This is a genomic window from Chitinophaga pinensis DSM 2588 (assembly GCF_000024005.1).
Lineage (GTDB): Bacteria > Bacteroidota > Bacteroidia > Chitinophagales > Chitinophagaceae > Chitinophaga > Chitinophaga pinensis.
Genome location: NC_013132.1, coordinates 1,135,307 through 1,154,687 on the forward strand (window position 1 = coordinate 1,135,307; position 19,381 = coordinate 1,154,687).

11 protein-coding genes are annotated in these 19,381 nt (G+C 45.2%); 9 read left to right on the top strand and 2 right to left on the bottom strand.

The window, feature by feature from the left end; genetic code table 11:
• Positions 1-15: 15 nt before the first annotated feature.
• Complete coding sequence (locus CPIN_RS04690) at positions 16-1,353, bottom strand: sensor histidine kinase (RefSeq protein WP_012788626.1); 1,338 nt, start codon at positions 1,351-1,353, stop codon at positions 16-18.
• A 9-nt stretch (positions 1,354-1,362) separates the two neighbouring features.
• Complete coding sequence (locus CPIN_RS04695) at positions 1,363-2,715, bottom strand: sigma-54-dependent transcriptional regulator (protein WP_012788627.1); 1,353 nt, start codon at positions 2,713-2,715, stop codon at positions 1,363-1,365.
• Between the two features lie 288 nt (positions 2,716-3,003).
• Between CPIN_RS04695 and CPIN_RS04700 the strand changes: the two genes are divergently transcribed.
• The 9 genes from CPIN_RS04700 (at position 3,004) to CPIN_RS04740 (ending at position 19,373) form a co-directional block, all read left to right on the top strand.
• Entirely contained in the window at positions 3,004-4,251 is a 1,248-nt protein-coding gene (locus CPIN_RS04700; protein WP_012788628.1) for an efflux RND transporter periplasmic adaptor subunit, read from the top strand.
• Positions 4,252-4,345: 94 nt separating this feature from the next.
• Positions 4,346-6,745, top strand: coding sequence for an ABC transporter permease (locus CPIN_RS04705; protein ID WP_012788629.1), 2,400 nt, complete (start codon positions 4,346-4,348; stop codon positions 6,743-6,745).
• Between the two features lie 39 nt (positions 6,746-6,784).
• Positions 6,785-7,474, top strand: a complete 690-nt coding sequence (locus CPIN_RS04710; protein WP_012788630.1) for an ABC transporter ATP-binding protein — start codon at positions 6,785-6,787, stop codon at positions 7,472-7,474.
• 44 nt (positions 7,475-7,518) lie between these two features.
• Entirely contained in the window at positions 7,519-9,876 is a 2,358-nt protein-coding gene (locus CPIN_RS04715; protein ID WP_012788631.1) for an ABC transporter permease, read from the top strand.
• 22 nt (positions 9,877-9,898) lie between these two features.
• Entirely contained in the window at positions 9,899-12,292 is a 2,394-nt protein-coding gene (locus tag CPIN_RS04720) for an ABC transporter permease (RefSeq protein ID WP_012788632.1), read from the top strand.
• Between the two features lie 101 nt (positions 12,293-12,393).
• Positions 12,394-14,736 carry an ABC transporter permease gene (locus CPIN_RS04725; RefSeq protein ID WP_012788633.1) on the top strand — a complete coding sequence of 781 codons (2,343 nt, stop codon included), beginning with the start codon at positions 12,394-12,396 and terminating at the stop codon, positions 14,734-14,736.
• Between the two features lie 31 nt (positions 14,737-14,767).
• Positions 14,768-17,179, top strand: coding sequence for an ABC transporter permease (locus tag CPIN_RS04730; protein WP_012788634.1), 2,412 nt, complete (start codon positions 14,768-14,770; stop codon positions 17,177-17,179).
• Positions 17,180-17,182: 3 nt separating this feature from the next.
• Positions 17,183-17,845, top strand: a complete 663-nt coding sequence (locus tag CPIN_RS04735) for an ABC transporter ATP-binding protein (RefSeq protein WP_012788635.1) — start codon at positions 17,183-17,185, stop codon at positions 17,843-17,845.
• A 169-nt stretch (positions 17,846-18,014) separates the two neighbouring features.
• Complete coding sequence (locus CPIN_RS04740) at positions 18,015-19,373, top strand: TolC family protein (protein WP_044217882.1); 1,359 nt, start codon at positions 18,015-18,017, stop codon at positions 19,371-19,373.
• The last annotated feature ends 8 nt before the right edge of the window (positions 19,374-19,381 follow it).

Genomic DNA, 19,381 nt, shown 5'->3' on the forward strand with positions numbered 1-19,381 from the left:
TTTGTCTAAATGGTTTCAGCTAACAGGGAGGAATACCGAAAAGGTTGTGCCATTATTTCCGGAACGGCTCACTTTGAGCTGTCCGCCATGTGATTGTATGATTTGCTGGGAGAGGCTCAGACCGATACCACTGCCTTTTTTCTTGGTGGTATAGAAGGGGATGAAAATCTTGTTCATGGCTTCCGCGTCGATACCCGGACCGTTGTCAATAATCTCAATATGCACCTGGCTGGGGGTATTCATGGTTGCTTTTACCTGTATGGCGGGCGTATGGGTTTGCTCCAGTGCATCCATGGCATTTTTAATCAGGTTGATCATAACCATCTGTAACTGGGCGACATCTGCATGGATCTCTGTGCCGGCAGCGTCTATTTCGTAGTGATAATAGATACCTGCCTGTTTGAGTTCCGGTTGTAACAAACTGCTCACACCACTCAGGAGTTCTTTTATATTGACCTGTGTAAACTGTGGTTTAGGCAGTGTCGTATAGTCCCGGTAAGCATTTACGAAGTTCATAATCCCTTTACTCCGGCTCTTGATCGTTTCCAGTGCTTCCTGGAGATCCTCAATGGCTTCTTTCTGGGCTGCTTCCGGAGAAATATCCTGTTCTACGATATCCTGCATGGTGCCTATCAGGGATACGATCGGCGTTACGGAGTTCATGATCTCGTGACGTAATATCTTGGTCAGGTTCTGCCAGGCTTCCAGTTCTTTCTGTTGCAGTTCGGCATGAATGTTCTGCAGAGAGATCAGTTTGATAAGCCGGCCTTGTAGTCTTACGCTGGCTGCATGAATAGACAGCTGCTGTTCCTGCCGGGTATGATACAGTATTTTACTTCCTGAACGGATCTCCATCAGGTATTCCGGTAAACCCGGATGGCTGTTTTTCAGTTCGGAAATATTGCGTAGTCTGTAGATGCCCAACAGGCGGAATGCTGCCGGATTAATCAGCTCAATATGCCCTTCTGTATCAAAGGAAAGAACGCCTATACTGATATGTTGTACGATCGTATCTATGTACTTCAGGTTGGCCTCTTTTTCGGCCCTGGTTTGCCGGAAGGCCTCCAGCACCTCATTAAACTGGTGGTTTAGTGCCTGGAAGCTTTTGCCCAGTTTATTATCGGCGCTGAAGCGGATGGAAAAGTCTTCGTAGCGGATGGATTCCAGGAACAGTGTCAGTTTTCTGTTTACCCGGTTGATGTAGTAATACATGCCATATATCTGCATACAGATCAGGATTGCCATGGCTATTCCCGGAAAAACGCCAAGCACTGTCCATACCCATACACTGGTAATGGTGCTGAGGGTCAGGAGGATAATACGCAGTAATATATTGACACTGAACTTGTTCATTGTAAACTACTAGATGTTATATTTTTCCAGTCTTCTGTAAAGGGCAGCTCTGCTCAGTCCCAGTTCTTTGGCTGCTTCTGTGATATTGCCATTACACTTTTTCATGGCCTGGGTAATGATATTGCGTTCCATTTCCTCCAGGTTGTAGCCTGTATTCAGGGCTTGTTCCTGTATCGGATTTTTTACGAATACGTCTTTCGGCATGAGCGTTTTGCCCTGGGAGAGGATCACGGCTCTTTCCATGGCATGTTGCAGTTCGCGGATGTTACCCGGCCATTCGTACTGGCGTAGCTGCTGTATGAGTGATTCATGCAGGCTGGTTACGGTACGTTTATATTTTGTGGCATATTTCTCCAGGAAATATTCGGCCAACGGAACGATATCTTCCAGACGTTCACGTAAAGGGGGCAGCTGGATCTCTATGGTATTGATACGGTAGAGTAAGTCCTGCCGGAACTGGTATTCTGCTGCCATACGCTGAATGTTCCTGTTAGTCGCTGTGATCAGGCGTACGTCTATGGAGGTAGATTTGTTGCTACCTACTTTGGTCACGGCCCTGTTTTGCAAGACGGTCAGCAGCTTTGCCTGTAAAGGCAGGGAGATATTTCCCAGTTCATCCAGGAAAATGGAGCCGCCGTTGGCTTCTTCAAAGCGGCCGGTACGGTCTTCCCTGGCATCGGTAAATGCGCCTTTCACATGGCCGAACAGTTCACTTTCGAACAGGGTTTCGCTGATAGCTCCCAGATCGACGCTGACAAACGGTTGTTTATTACGGAGCGATAAAGCATGTATGTGACGGGCAAGTAGGTCTTTACCGGTACCATTTTCACCCAGTATCAACACATTGGCGTCTGTGCCAGCTACCCGGGCGGCAGTGTCCAGTACCTGCTGCATGGCTTCGCTGCTGCCAATGATATTAACGTCTGACTGTGGGGTTGCCGGTGTTGTTACCACCTTTTCTTTATTACCACGCTTCTTATTATAGGCGGCCTGCATGGTCGCCAGCAGTTTATCGTTTTCCCATGGCTTCAGTACAAAATCGACCGCTCCGGCTTTGATTGCCCTTACAGCCATTTCGACGTCTCCGTAGGCCGTAAAGAGTACGACTGCTACTTCGGGTCTGATGTCCAGGATACGGTCCAGCCATTCAAAGCCTTCCTTCCCGCTACTGAGGTCGCGGGTAAAGTTCATATCCAGCAGGATCACATCATAATCGAAATTGGTGACCATGTAGGGGATCTTCTGCGGGTTACGTTCAAAGTCAACCTGTTCAAAATGGCGCTTTAACAATAAACGGGCGGCGCGCAGCACGTCCATGTCGTCATCTACAATAAGAATTTTACCGGGTAAGGGTGTGGTCATAACTTAAGGTCTTGTCTATTGTTTCTGTAATGAATCCGCAAAACGTGTTCCTGACAGGGGCCGTGGGATGTCTACCCGTGGCGGATGCGGCCACTGGCAATATTATAAAAAGATTTCGGTTTTTACAGGCTGTCTGCCTGTATAGCGGGAATTGTCCGGAAATGGACGTCTGGTGTACGCTTCAGGACGATCATTGATAGGGCTTGTCCTCTGAAATGCCCTACTGTATTGTGTTTCGGGCTTTGGCATGACCGTTGCCTTATTCGGTCAGGAAAGTAAGTATCACCTATGGACAGAAAAATAGAAAAGAAGTACTGGTCTAAAAAGAGAATCGCCCTTATCAGCGGAGGCGCTGTAGTAGCGATGTTACTTCTGTACAATCTCATATTTGCCGATCATCGTTCCAAGTTGAACGTAGAGAAAGATAAGATCACTATTTCTACCGTCAGCAAAGGCACCTTTGATCAATATATAGCAGTTACCGCTGTTGTGTTGCCTCTTAAAACAATTCGCCTCGATGCCATCGTAGGCGGTTATGTCAGTCAGAAATACCTGGAGGGGGGTAGCATGGTTAAAAAGGGCGACAGCATTCTGCGCCTGGAAAACCAGAACCTGATGATGGACTTTGTAAATCATGAAACGGAAATCTACCGTCTGATCAACGAACTCCAGAATACCCGCCAGACCCTGAAGCAGAACCGTTTTACTATGCAGCAGACCGTGGCAAACCTGGATTTTCAGATCGAACAGGCCAAAGACCTGTATGATCGTACCAAACAACTGGTAGACGAGAAGATCGTTTCCCGGCAGGAGTTTATAAAAAATAAGCTTGATTATGAGCGTCTTGTGAAACAGCGCCAGATAGAGGTAGAAAGCCAGCGCTTCCAGGAGGACAATGCCAAAATACAGATAGATCGCCTTGAGTCAACTATTCTCCGTACGCAGCGTAACCTTCAGATGATGAAGGATAACCTGAGTAACCTGGTGTTGAGAGCGCCTATCGACGGACAATTATCCTCTGTTGACGCCGAAGTAGGGGGAAGCATCACTGCCGGTCAGAATATTGGTCAGATCGATGACCTGGATGGCTTCAAGATGCGTGCGGAAGTGGACGAGCATTATATCTCCAGGGTATTCCCGGGTTTGAAATCCACTTTTGAGTTCAATAACAAAACCTATGTATTATCTATCATCAAAGTATATCCTGAGGTGAAAAACGGTCGTTTCAATGTCGATATGAAATTCGAAAAAGAAATGCCGGAAGGGATCCGTCGCGGACAATCGTCTCCTATCCGCCTGGAATTAGGTAAGTCCTCTTCCGCGCTGTTGCTGCCGGTAGGTGGTTTCTTCTCCGACACCGGTGGTAACTGGGTATATGTAGTGGATAAAGCTGGAAACAGGGCCGTAAAACGGAACATTTCCCTGGGACAGAAAAACCCACAGTATTTTGAAATACTGGAAGGTTTGCAGGAGGGTGAACAGGTCATTACTTCTTCGTATGAAAATTTCGGAGACAAAGAGGTTTTAGTATTTTAATACGGCAGTCACAGTTGTTTTAGTTCCGGTGCCAGCCTCTGCAAGTCCGCAGAGGTGGTATCCCGAACACCTCACCTGAAAACTATATATGCAGATGATCAGCACTTACATCACCATTGCATTAAGACATCTTGCGAAACGCAAACTGTTTTCGTTTATCAACATTGCAGGACTTGCCATTGGCATTACCTTCTCTCTTCTCATTACTGTTTATATCTGGGAGGAGAAACAAGTCAACCGTGACCTGAATAATCTTCCACAGCAGTATTTCATGCAATCTGCCTGGAAGGCTGATAACATGTACATGCCGCTGATCACTCCCGCGATGCTGGCAAAGGGGCTGCATGATCAATACCCTTCGCTGGTGGCTGATTATTATCGTACGTATCCCTGTTCTGCCAATGCTACTTACAAAGACAGGCATTTCAGGGTAGGGCTTCAGCCGGGGGATACGACTATCGTATCGAATTTCGGCCTGACGATGTTGTATGGTGATCCGGCCCATGCTTTCCGTGATAATAATTCTGTTGTAATTACGGAAGAAACAGCGATGAAGTTCTTTGGTAAAGCGAATGCACTGGATGAAGTGCTGACAATAGATACAAGGCAGGACGGTAAGAAAAATTACACGGTTACCGGCGTATTGAAAAGTGAAGCAAGAGAGAATAGTGTGACGACCATCAACGGGTTTAAGAATGACATCTTTATGCCGATGCAGAGTGTTGATTACTTTTTAGGTAAAGATGGCGATAAAGACTGGAACAATGTGTGTATGGCGTCTTACATCCAGTTGAAACCAGGTGTAACACCTGCACAGCTGGATGGGCCTATCCGTAAACTGGTAGCGATGAATTGCAATCAGCAGCTGAAAGACAATATGGGTATTCAGCTGGTAGGGCTGGATTCATTCTATCTCGATACCAACAATGGTCTGGTAAGAAAAATGATTTACATACTGGCCATTATTGCGGGTTTCGTCTTGCTGATGGCAGTGATCAACTATGTGAATATCAGTGTGGGGAACTCTACGTATCGCCTGAAAGAGATCGGTCTGCGTAAAGTGTTTGGCGGCAGACGTCAGCAGCTGGTTGCACAATTCCTTGCAGAATCAATCGTACTAACCGGTATATCGGCCTTTCTGTCCATTGCTTTCTATGAGCTGCTTCGTCCTGTATTCGGGCAGATCCTGAACAAAACGTTACCCCATGTATGGTCTTTCTCCGGAATGCTGGTATTGTTTTATTTGTTGCTGGTGCTGGCTGTCGGATTGGTAGCGGGTATATATCCTGCTTTTGTGCTGACGGCCAACAACCTGCTGAAAGTACTGAAGGGAAAGATATCCGTAGGAAAGGGGGAGCTTGTTTTTCGGAAAGCTTCCCTTGTTCTACAGTTTTCCATCGCGATACTGGTATTTGTATGTACACTTTATATTTCCCGCCAGATCAACTATTTCTTCAACAGGGATCTGGGATATAATAAAGAGCAGTTGCTGGTTATTTCTTCTGTGCCCCGTCAGTGGGATAGCACAGGACTGAAACGCCTGGAGCTGTTAAGAGATGAAATGATGCAGAAGGCCGGTGTGGTCAGCGCCACGATTTCTTATGAAGTACCTGATGGTATGAATGGCGGCAGTTTGCCCATGTTACCGCAAGGCGCTGCCAGCGATGCACCAGTCAATGTAGAAAGACTTGTTACAGACGGAAACTATGCTTCTACTTTCGGCCTGAAACTGACTGCCGGCCGCTTCTTCACTGATCATGACAGTCCGATGGATGTGGTGCTCAACGAAACTGCTGTGAAAGCATTGCAACTGAAGCAGGGCGTTGGTCAGGAAATACGTATCGCTGGTAATGATACCAGGCTGACGGTAAGAGGGATCGTAAAAGACTTTCACTTTTTTAACATGGGGCAGAAGATCGCACCAATGATATTCTTCACCCAGCAGATTAATCCGGCATACCGTTTCCTGAGCATCAAACTGAAGACGGCTGATATCAGGAAGAGCATTGCCGGTATTGAATCTACCTTCAAATCCCGCTATAGCGATTCTCCATTTGATTATTTCTTTATGGATGAAAAGTTTCAGGCAATGTACTTCAGTGAAACCCGCCTGAAAAAGGCAGCTGATGTAGCTACCGGATTAAACTTTGTGATTATCTTACTGGGAGCTGCGGGGGTGGTGGCCTTCAGTCTGACCCGTCGTGCGAAGGAAGTGGGCGTGAGAAAAGTACTGGGTGCGAACACGCGTAGTATCATCTACCTGTTCCTGAAGGAGTATACTGCCGTTATCATCATTGCTAATATCATCGCCTGGCCGCTTGCTTATTTCCTTGCGAGTAAATGGCTGGATGGATACGCGTATCGTACCAGTATGAGTTTGGCGCCGTTTATAGTGGCAGGTGGTATTACCTTTAGTTTAACCTATATACTGATTGCATTACAAAGTTTCCGCACGGCAAATGCCAATCCTACCGGATTGCTGAGACATGAATAAATAAAACCCTTATTCTAAAATTTTTAATAAACCGAAGTCATGATACGTACAGTCAATCTTCAAAAGATTTTTACAACAGAAGAAATTGAGACTTCTGCATTGAATGGCATTAACATGGAAGTAAAGGATGGTGAATTCGTTGCTATCATGGGTCCTTCAGGTTGTGGTAAATCCACCTTGCTGAATATTCTGGGTTTGCTGGATAACCCTAGTGGCGGGGAATATCATTTCTGGGACCATGAAGTAGCGCGTATGAGCGAACGTCAGCGTGCACAACTCAGAAAGGGTTCTATTGGTTTCGTATTCCAGAGTTTCAACCTCATTGATGAACTGACTGTATTTGAAAACGTAGAGTTACCGCTCTTGTATCTGAAGGTACCTGCCAGTGAGAGGAAGGAGAAAGTTGAGAAAGTGCTGGAGCGTATGAATATCATGCATCGCCGTAATCACTTCCCGCAGCAGTTATCCGGTGGTCAGCAGCAGCGTGTGGCGATTGCCCGTGCGGTAGTAGCTAATCCGAAAATGATATTGGCGGATGAGCCTACCGGTAACCTGGATTCTACGAATGGTGAAGAAGTAATGAAGTTGTTGCAGGAGCTGAATGAGGCCGGTACTACGATGATCATGGTAACGCACAGTCCTTATGATGCTGGTTTTGCACACCGTGTTGTCAACTTATTTGACGGTCGCGTAGTGACTGAAAATATCAAAGAACAATTCCACGTATAGCGCTTGTCTGATATACCCTTTACTCACCTTTTAAACTGACTCATATGCTTAACAACTATCTGAGAGTGGGCTGGCGCAATCTCTGGCGCTATAAAATGTACAGCAGTATCAATATTGGCGGTCTTGCGCTCGGATTGGCATTGGGCATTCTGTTACTTGTATGGGTACAGGATGAGTTAAGCTATGATAGGTTTCATGAAAAAGGTTCTAATATTTATAAGGCTTCGGTTACGTTCACTTCAGGCGCCGATGTGCAGAGTTGGAACCAAATGCCTGCGCCGCTTGCCCTGCATGCTGTAAAAAGGATCGCAGGTGTGCAGCAGGCTGTGCGTATGGCGCCGAACTGGGGGACGATCTCTAAATTCACTTATAACAATAAGGATATCCATGATGTCAAGCTGGCTTTTGTGGAACCTTCCTTCTTTACCCTATTTACATTCCCTATATGGAAAGGAAGTACGAATAAGCCTTTTACCGACAATTCATCGCTGGTCATAACGCGTAGTGCGGCTAAACGTTATTTCGGCACTGAAGACGCTGTTGGGAAGGTGATAACCGGTGATAAAGATCAATATGTTGTAAGTGCGGTATTGGAAGATTTCCCGATACAATCCACTATCCAATATGATTTCCTCATGCCTTATGGTATCCTGCAGCAAAAGTTCACGAAGGGGGATTACTGGCAATCGATGGATGAGGATTGGGGAGATTTCGTTTTCGATACTTACTTTTTGCTGGCCCCAGGGACATCTGTGGCGAAGGTTAGTAAAGAACTGGCAATGTTGCGTCCTGATGCGAAGCCGGATCCAAATGTACGTTACAATCTTCAGCCATTGTATGACATGCACCTGTATAATCCGGACCTGTCAGAAGGAACAATTAAGATTGTCAGAATATTCCTGATCATTGCGGTAGTGATACTATTGATCGCCTGTGTAAACTATGTAAATCTATCAACCGCCAGAGCTATGCAGCGTGCCGCTGAAGTGGGGGTACGTAAGCTCATCGGTGCCACCAGAAGACAACTGTTTATGCAATTTGTAGGAGAGTCGGTGCTGGTGTTTATGTTATCGCTTGTGCTGGCTATTGCACTCATTTTATTACTGATACCATTCTATAATAATCTCACAGGCAAACAGCTTTCTTTTAGTCTGCAAAACTTCCAGATGGTACTGGCTATTGGAGCTGCTATGCTGCTGACACTGATTGTTGCAGGCATCTATCCGGCTGTATTGCTGTCATCATTTAACCCCTTAAAGACATTAAAAGGCGGACTGGCCTTATCAGGTGGGAACATCAGTTTCCGCAGGGTACTGGTAGTCGTACAGTTTCTGATAGCCACGGTGCTTATTGTAAGTACAATCGTTGTAGGTCAGCAATTGCGCTATATAAAAAATAAGGCGATCGGCTATGACAAAGAGAATGTATTTATGTTCAATGGAGGCGCTATGTCTGCGCATATGCAGACTGCCTTACAGGAGTTAAGTACAGCGCCCGGCGTTATTGCAGCTGCGAATGCCAATACAAGGATGACATCTATTGATAACAGTACCGGTGACACAGAATGGGATGGTAAAAGTAATCAGGAGTCGATGATTGCGCATACCATCAGCGGGGACAAAAACTTTATGGAGATGATGAAGCTCCAGTTTACGGCCGGACAAAACTTTACCAATTCAAAAGCTGATTCCAGTCACTATATCATCAACGAAACCGCTGCAAAGATGATGGGTATGAAAGACCCTGTTGGCAAACGTTTCAAGCTCTGGCGATTTGACGGTACCATTGTCGGTGTAGTAAAAGATTTTCACTATGCATCTATGCATGAAAAGATAGGTCCTGTCGTATTCTATTACAGGGAGGATAACAATATTGTGTATGTGAAAACAAAACCTGGTCAGGCGCAACAGGCTATCACTTCAGCACAACAGTTATATAAAAGATATAATGCCGGCGCCCCTTTTAACTATGCGTTTATTGATCAGAGCCTGGATAACATGTATAAGCTGGACAGACGCACAGGAAAACTGTTTAATTACTTTGCCGGTATTGCGATCTTCATCAGCTGCCTGGGATTGTTTGGGCTCGCCACTTTTGCTACAGGACAACGTGTAAAAGAAATTGGTGTGAGAAAGGTATTGGGCGCTTCTGTTACCAATATCGTTGCACTGCTGACCAGCGACTTCCTGAAAATAATATTGATCTCTATCGTGTTGGCTATCCCTGCCGCCTGGTATATTATGAACAGGTGGCTGGATGACTATGCTTACCGCATCAGCATCAGCTGGTGGGTATTTGCCATCGCGGGTTTACTTGCTGTAGCTGTAGCCCTGCTGACTGTAAGTTTCCAGGCCATCAAAGCCGCATTAAGAAATCCTGTACGCTCATTAAGAACTGAATAGTCCACTTTATAAAACGGGGGTTATGTTAAAGAATTATCTCAAGATCGCCTGGAGGAATATCAGAAAGCAAAAGTTTTATTCCTTCATCAATATACTGGGCCTGACAATAGGTATGACCTGTTGCTTCCTGATCTTTATCTATGTACGGTTCGAACTGAGTTATGATAAGTTTCATGAAAAGAAGGATCAGCTTTATCACTTGTTAACAGATGTAAAAACACCTACAGAGCTCATTGAGGCAGATATTACCTCTGGTCCTATGGGCCCAGCTTTAAAAGCCGACTTTCCTGAGGTCAGCGCAGCTGTTCGTGTTATTTTCTCAAATATGGTGGTAACTACGGATGATGCTAAATACCAGGAAGATAAGATTGCTGTTGTTGATTCAAACTTCCTTGACATATTTACATTTCCACTGATAAGCGGAACAAAGGAAACCGCTTTGGCAGAGCCTTTTTCTGTGGTGCTGACTGAGAGTAAAGCAAAAAAGTACTTCGGTACTGTAAATGCTGTGGGAAGGTCTGTTCAGATCAATGGCAGGAAGAATACCCTTAAAGTTACGGGCGTCATGAAGGATGTACCGGAGAATTCACAAATGCCATTTGATATGTTGTTTCCGGTGTCTACCTATAAGGCATTGGGCGTAGATCTTGAAAACTCCTGGGGGAACTTTGGCGCTATCACTTACTTACTTCTGGAAAACGGAGTAGATCCGGCAAAATTTGAAAAGAAGCTTCCAGCCTTTATGGAGCGTCATATAGGCGAAAAGATGAAGAAGAACCAGATGTACTACACATTACATCTGGAACCCTTCAAAGATGTATATATCCATTCAAAAAGAAAGGGAACAACACTTGTATACGGCAGCATAACCAATGTATATATATTCTCTTTTGTAGCATTGTTTATTATGTTGATTGCTGTGATCAACTTTGTCAATCTTGCAACAGCAAGGGCGACAGAGAGAGCAAGAGAGGTAGGGGTACGTAAAGCAGTCGGCGCCTATGAAGTGCAACTTACCTTCCAGTTTCTCTGTGAAACACTGTTATTGAGCCTGGTCGCATTTTTCCTGTCAGCCATATTATGCCAGCTATTGCTGCCTGCATTTAACATGCTTGCCGGAAAGGAAATTGCCGTCAATATATTTAAAACAGGTATAGTAGGCTTGTTTCTGCTGATCGCGATACTGATTGGCTTGCTTGCAGGTATCTATCCAGCCCTTGTCTTGTCTTCCTATGAGCCGGTCGTCGTGTTGAAAGGCGCTTTTAGTAGCAGTAATAGAGGCTTGCTGCTCAGAAGGGGGTTGGTCGTATTTCAATTTGTGATCACTATTGTGTTGATTGCGGGTGTGATTATTATTTATAATCAATTGCTGTATATGCAGTCCCATGATCCAGGCTTTAAGAAAGATCAGCAACTGGTAGTAGAGTTTAATGGAGTAGATAACATTAAACAGCATTGGAAGGAAATAAAACAACAAGTGGCCGGCGTACCTGGTGTACTTGGTACCTCCTTTTCATCTTCTGTGCCCGGTAAATTTAATAATTCCGCTTACAGTGTGATGGAGTTGAAGAATGGGGATATGCAGGCAAGTAATATCAATCTCTATTTTGTCGATTACGATTTTATCAGGCAGTATAATATTAAAGTAGTGGCCGGACGTGCCTTCTCTGAAGAGATGGGGACTGACAGTACGGAGGCAATGGTTGTGAATGAAGCTACGGTAGCTTCCCTCGGATATAGTAAGCCTGAGGAAATCATTGGTAAAAAGTTTTCTCAGTGGGGACGGGAAGGAAAGGTAATAGGTGTTATTAAAAATTTTAATTACCGCTCATTACGTGAGGAAATCGCTCCGTTAACCATACGTATAGGTCCTGATGCATATACGCCAATGACTATTACTGCTACAGGCGCCAGCTTAAAGACCGTATTGGCAAATGTTGAAAATATTTACAATCGATATGCGCCTGATGGAAGGTTTGAATATTATTTCCTGGATGAGGCATTTGACAAACAGTATCGTGCTGAGTACCGTTTTGGTCGCCTGGTGCTGACATTTACAGTATTGGCTATTTTTCTTGCCACTTTAGGTTTGTTGGGCCTTATCTCCTATATCGTGATCCAGCGTACCAAAGAGATTGGGATCCGTAAGGTATTGGGTGCTTCTGTGAGCAGCATTTTATTCCTGCTGTCCAGCGACTTCCTGAAGCTTGTGGTAATCGCTCTGCTGGTAGCCACGCCATTGGCCTGGTACCTGATGTACCAGTGGCTGAAAGATTTTGCATACCGTGTCGATATTCAATGGTGGGTATTTGTGTTGTCCGGCGGTATTGCAGTCATCCTTGCATTGATCACCGTTTATGTGCAGACTGTAAAGACAGCGCTGACAAGTCCGGTGAAATCATTGCGTACTGAATAAGTTTCTTTAGTAGTTACGTTTAAATATGACAAGTGAAATGTACCATGGGCAGGTGTCTACCAGCCCATAAGTTTTCTTTCATGCAATTAAAAAAGGGTACTATGGTAAAGAGTTATATAAAAATAGCCTGGAGGAATTTGTGGCGGAACCGCACATTTTCCGCGATCAATATAGCCGGTCTGACCGTTGGTATGGCCGTGAGTTTTACGTTATTACTGTATGTACTGTTTCAATTCAGCTATGACAGGTTTCATGAACATGGCAAAGATATTTATCATCTTAAACTAGGAGCAGAAGGCGGGTCTAATACCCCTGTGCCGCTGGGACCATTTGTGGAGAAGAATATACCTGAAGTGAAGGCGGTTGTGCGGACTACCTATCTCACGCCGCATTTATTGAAGGTCGGAGATAAGTCTGTCAAGCAGCAGGGTATTTTTACTGATCCCGGTTTCCTGAACGTATTTACTTTCCCGCTGTTGCGTGGACAGGGTACATTGAAAGATGAAAATGTGATCGTGCTTACGGAAAGTACTGCCCGTAAATTGTTTGGCGACGCCGATCCGATCGGGCAGATCGTCAATTTTGATATCACACATCCGCTTGTTGTACAGGGTGTTGTAAAAGATCCTCCTAAGAACTCCACGGTACGTTTTGCGTATCTGTTAAGCTGGAAGCTGTGTTTACAGATCATGCCATGGGTAGGTGAAGAAGAATGGGGAAACTTCGGGCTCAATACCTATGTGCAGTTAAATCCGGCAGCTGACCCGCAGGTAGCAGGACGTAAAGTGAGGAATCTCCTGCATGAGCAATCCGGGGGAATACCTGAGACGACCTATCTCATCATGCATCCGATGAGTAAATGGAAATTATATTCAGAGATAAAAGATGGTAAAATAATCGGTGGCGAGATCAGTTCTGTACGTCTGTTTGCACTGCTGGCATTGGGCATTTTGCTGATTGCCTGTGTGAATTTCATGAATCTCAGTACGGCGCAGAGTGAAAGAAGAGCCAAAGAAGTGGGTGTCAGGAAAGCGATTGGTGCTAATAAGCGTACCCTGATCGGACAGTTTATGTACGAGTCCATGATGTTGGTGTTTATCTCTTTAGTGCTGGCGTTGGTATTAATGTGGATCATACTGCCCCGCTTTAATGCATTAACAGATAGTTCGCTGCAATTATCACTGGCGCCGGCTTATTTCTGGTTGGCGATACTGGTACTGGCTGTTTTAACCGGTTTTGTGGCGGGTAGCTACCCGGCTTTTGTACTGTCTTCTTTCAAACCTATTAAGGTGTTAAAGGGCGGACTGGTAGAAATAAAAGGCAGTTTCAAGTCAAGACAGACGCTGGTGGTATTTCAGTTTACGCTGGCTATTGTGTTGATACTGGTGACGATCGTTATTTACAGGCAGATAGATTTTATCCGCAGCCGTCCCCTGGGATATGATACGAAGGGATTGGTAGATGTGGAGCTGGAGGGGAAGGTATATGATAATTATGATGCTTTCAGACAGGAGGCAATTGCATCAGGCGCTGCAGTTAATGGCAGTATCATGATGAGTTCTATTGCACAGACAGGCGGTAGTGTATGGGGATTGAGATGGCCGGGACAATTGCCTGGTGAAGAGAATACAAACTTTGGTATTATCACCGCTACAGAGAACTTCATTTCCACTTTCGGCATACAGTTAAAAGAAGGACGTGATTTTCAGTCAGCGGCAGATTCCCTGTCGATTATACTGAATGAAGCTGCTGTAAAGACGATGCATCTGAAAGATCCTGTACTTGGGCAGCAGATCGTGTTAAACGGTGAGCAGAGAACGATCACCGGAATTGTAAAGGATTTTGTGTGGATGAAATCTTACATGCCGGCTACACCTGCGGTGATACCTTATAATCCTTCCTGGAGAGGTATGCTGACAATTAAGCTGAATCCGGCTTTGTCAGTTGGCGAAGGGCTGGCTCGTCTGGAGAAAGTATATCACAGGCTCAACCCTGATTATCCGTTTGCATATTCTTTTGTGGATGCGACTTATGAAGAGAAGTATGCGTATGAGAAATTGCTGGGTATTATGATCAATGTTTTTGCCACACTGGCGATTGTGATCAGTTGCATGGGCTTGCTGGGATTGTCTGTTTTTGCGGCAGCCCGCAGGAGGAAGGAGATCGGTATCCGTAAAGTAATGGGGGCGGGCGTTGCGCAGGTAACGGTGCTGTTATCCAGGGATTTCCTGAAGCCTGTGTTGATAGCGATTGTGATTGCTTCACCGGTGGCCTCTTATATTATGATAAGGTGGTTGCAGCAGTATACCTATCGTATTTCGCTGGAGTGGTGGATGTATGTGCTGGCGGGTTTTACGGCGGTTGCGATCGCATTGATGACGGTTAGTATACAGTCAGTCCGGGCAGCATTGATGAACCCTGTAAAGGCGTTACGTTCGGAATAGTATAAGGCAACAGTGTTAAATCTAAAAACAGATGCTTAGAAACTACATCAGGATAGCGTGGCGGAACCTTAAACGAAATAAGGTATTTGCTTTTATCAATATCGGCGGCATGACGGTAGCTATTTGCGTTGCGTTATTACTGTGTATTGCGGCTTACCATGAATGGTCGTTTGATCAGTTTCATGTCAACAGGTCATCATTGTATGAAGTGTACATGGAAGAGTCTTTGCCCAACGGTAAAACGGTTGTAGGTGCTAATCATCCGGCGCCATTAATGGCGGCATTACAACAGGAATGCCCCTCTATTAAACAGGCGACCCGTTATCAGTCCAGTAAAAGAAGTGTATCGTACAATGGCAAAACCCTGTCCAGGGTGATTGGTTTTGCGGATACCACGTTTTTCCGGATGTTCAGTTTTCCGATACGCAGCGGCAATATCAATGCCTTGCAGAACAGGGATCAGGTGTTGATCTCTGAAGAAACGGCGAAGAACATCTTTGGTAATGAGGATCCGTTGAATAAGATCATTGAAGTAAAGCTCGGACAGTTACAGAAGAGCTTTACAGTAGGCGGGGTGATCGCTAATGTACCGGAGAATTCCAGTATTGATTTTGATCTACTTGTTAACTTTTCGGCTTTGCTGGAATGGTATGGTAATGAAAGTTCCTGGTCTTATAGTTCTTATTTCACCTTTTTACAGGTAAAGGAAAATACGTCTGCCTCGCTGGTATTGAAGCAGATGCAGGGACTGGTCAATAAGTACATGTCGGAGAAATTGCAGGGTATGAAGCGGGATGGTGTGCAGCCAGGTAAGGATGGGGAGCTCCTGCGGTATGGGTTGATTCCGGTAGGAGATATTCATTTTGACCGGCGAAGTGAATTTGCGGGTATAGGCAATTTTTACCCCTGGTTACTCGTCATCATTTCAGTGATGGTATTAACGATTGCTGCGGGGAATTTCATCAATCTTTCTATGGGCCGTTCATTTACGCGGGCAGGGGAAATTGGTATGCGGAAAGCGTTGGGGGCGAAGAGGGGACAGTTGATAGCACAGTTCTGGAGTGAGTCGCTTATCCTGTGTGGTATCTCTTTATTTATCGGTATTGTGCTGGCGTCTTTTGTACTGCCACAGTTTAATGAGTTGTTCCGGTATCATTTTGAGATGTCTTCTATATTTGGAGACATCCGTATACTGTGTGGTATTGTTGGTGGCTTTCTGTTGATTACTGTACTGGCGGGCGGTTATCCAGCCTGGATGATCTCCCGGTTTAAGATGCTGGAAGTGCTGAAGGGTAAACTGAACCTGGGCAGAAAGAGTGTTTTCAGGAATGCGTTGATTATTACGCAGTTTTCAATAGCGGTACTGCTGATCAGCTGTACGATCATTCTCTGGCAGCAATTAACCTATCTGCGGTCCAAACCGCTGGGTTACAATGAGCATGAAGTGATCAGTATTCCTGTCAATTCGAGTTTATTGCAGAAGGGCTATGCGCTGTCAAGGTTGAGGACTATGCTGACTGGTGACCCGCATATTTTGTCTGTCACCGGATCGAATACTAATATGGGAGACGGGCTGGATGGCGGCAGGAATAGTGCCACCTATGGCTTTGATTATAAAGGCCGGGGTGTGAAATGTAACTGGTCGATGGTAGAATATGATTATCTTCAGACATTGGGTTTGCAACTGGTGACAGGGCGCGATTTCTCCCGTGCATTCGCAACAGATTCCAGTGCTGTGATCATCAATGAGCTGATGGCGAAGGAGCTGGGCGAGAAGGATCCTATAGGGGTTGAAATGGAGGTAACGGGGAAATTTCACGTGGTGGGTGTTATAAAGAATTTTAACTTTCATTCCCTGAAAGAGGAGACTGGCCCGATGACTATCCAGCTGATTCCCGGGATGAAACCAATGTATATTTTTGTGCGTGTGTTACCGGCAGACCTGCCCCTGGCGATGGAGAAAGTGAAGCAAGCCTGGCATACCATTGACCCTGACGGCGAATTTGAAGGCTCTTTCCTGGATGAAAATATTGACAGAATGTACAGATCGGAAGCCCGGTTGGCAAAGATCAGTATAAGTGGCGCTGTGGTAGCCATTGTAATATCCTGCCTTGGTCTTTTTGCTATAGCGGTACTCGTCATTGCGCAGCGTAACAAGGAAATAGGTGTACGCAAAGTATTGGGTGCTTCCGTAACAGGTATTGTGACCCTGATAGCAAAAGATTTCCTGCGGCTGGTATTGTTCGCTATCCTGATCGCTACACCTGTAGCCTGGTACCTGATGCGGGCATGGTTACAGGATTTTGCCTATCACATTGATGTGAAATGGTGGGTATTCCTGCTGGCTGGAATTGCTGCCGTTGTGATCGCATTCTTCACGATAAGTTTTCAGTCAGTAAAAGCAGCTTTAATGAACCCGGTTAAATCACTAAAAACAGAATAACCAATGATACAATTAAGACATATCTCCAAGTATTATCCCGTTGGATTTGGTAAGAATGAAATATTAAAAGATATTGATCTCAGAATTTTCGAAGGAGAGTTTGTATCTATAATGGGCCCTTCCGGTTCAGGTAAATCCACCTTGTTACATATAATGGGCTTGCTGGAAGAACCTAATCAGGGCGAATACCTGTTTGACGGAGAACCGGTGCATAAGATGAATGAGAAGAAACGTACCCAACTGCACCGGGGCGCCATAGGATTTGTTTTCCAGGCTTATCACCTGATTGATGAGCTGACGGTATATGAAAACATTGAGACACCATTGCTATATAAGAATGTTCCCGCTGCTGAACGTAAGAGCCGTGTGGCTGATATCCTGGATCGTTTCAATATAGTAGCTAAAAAAGACCTTTTTCCTAGTCAGTTGTCCGGCGGACAACAACAGCTGGTTGGTATAGCCCGTGCGCTGGTAGGCGAGCCTAAAGTGATCCTGGCTGATGAACCAACCGGTAACCTGCATTCTGATCAGGCGAAGGAGATCATGGAGCTGTTCAAGCAACTGAATGAAAAAGATAAGATTACGATAGTACAGGTAACGCATTCCGAAGTTAATGCAGGTTATGGTCACAGGATCATACAGATCCGTGACGGGAAAATCGCATAAATCAATATAGGCCATTCCCGACGTCAGGTAATCTTATCAAGTTGTTGCGCCCCGGCGTAGGTTCTGATAAGATGTCCATCGTCGGGAATTGTTTATCTGCAAGTATTTTACGCCCTTCATAAAGAATTTATTTATGTTATCATCACAATTATTATATTTTTGGAATGTCATGAAAATATCCAAAATCCCGGGATGTCTCCTGGCGCTGTGCATTTTGTTTGCTAACTCTGCGGCCCTGAAGGCGCAGGATACCTGGACACTGCAACGCTCTGTAGATTATGCGCTTCAGAACAATATATCTATCAAGCAGCAGGACGTACAGAAACGTTATGCAGCGTTGACACTCAGACAAAACCAGCTATCGCAGCTCCCCACCCTTGGCGCTGCTGTACAGGCCCAATTGGGTTCTGGTCGTAATATTGACCCGTATACGAACGTGTATGTTACGCAATCTTATTTTAACCTTGGTGGAGGTGCGAATACCAATGTTGATATCTTCAACTGGTTTGCAAAACGTAATATAATTGCTGCCAATAAATATGAGTTGCAGGCGCAGGATCGTTTCCTGGAAAAGGCAAGGAATGATGTTGCTTTTAACATTGCCAGTACCTTTCTGCAATTACTCATGAATATTGAGCAGGTGCATGTCAGCGAGTTACAGGTAAAACTGACTACTTCTCAGCTGGATAATACCAAGAAACTGGTTATTGCGGGTTCTGTTCCGGAGAGCAATCAGGCTGACCTGGAAACCAAACTGGCGAGTGATAGTGTAACCCTGATCACGGCACAGAACAATGTGATCATGTCTACTTTGCAGATGAAGGCGTATCTCAACCTGAGCTTTGATCAGTCATATGTACCACAGATTCCGGAGAATATTTCAGAATTGAAAGTACCGAGACTGGATGAAGTAGATCCCGAGATGGTATATAGTTCTTCCCAGATGACCAACCCGCTGATAAAGGGGCATGACCTGAGAATAAAATCCCTGCAACGCGCCTATGCGGCACAGAAAGGGTATTTGTATCCCAGTTTATCTGCCAATGGCGCATTGAATACGAGTTACACCGATGTGGCGAAAGATGGGGCAACAGGTAAGACAATCGCTTTTAACCAGCAGGTAAATAATAACTTCCGTCAGTCCGCAGGCCTGACCCTGAATATTCCGATCCTGAATGGCTGGCAACAGCGTACAGCGGTACAGCGGGCGAAACTGGATATTACCAATCAGCAGCTGACCAAAGACCAGGATCTGCAAACACTGCGTCAGGATATTTATACTGCCCATGCCAATGCGGTAGCCGCGATTCAGAAATTCTCCGCATCCAGTAAGGGTGTTGATGCTTCCCAGCGTGCGTATGATTTTGCGACCAAACGGTATAACCTGGGTTTAATGAATACTATTGACTATATTACTACGCAAACTAACCTGTTTAAAGCGCAGATCGATAAAGTATCGGCGCAATACGAGTTCATATTTAGAATGAAACTACTGGAGTTTTATAGGGATCAAAAGATCTCCCTGTAGCGGCTCCC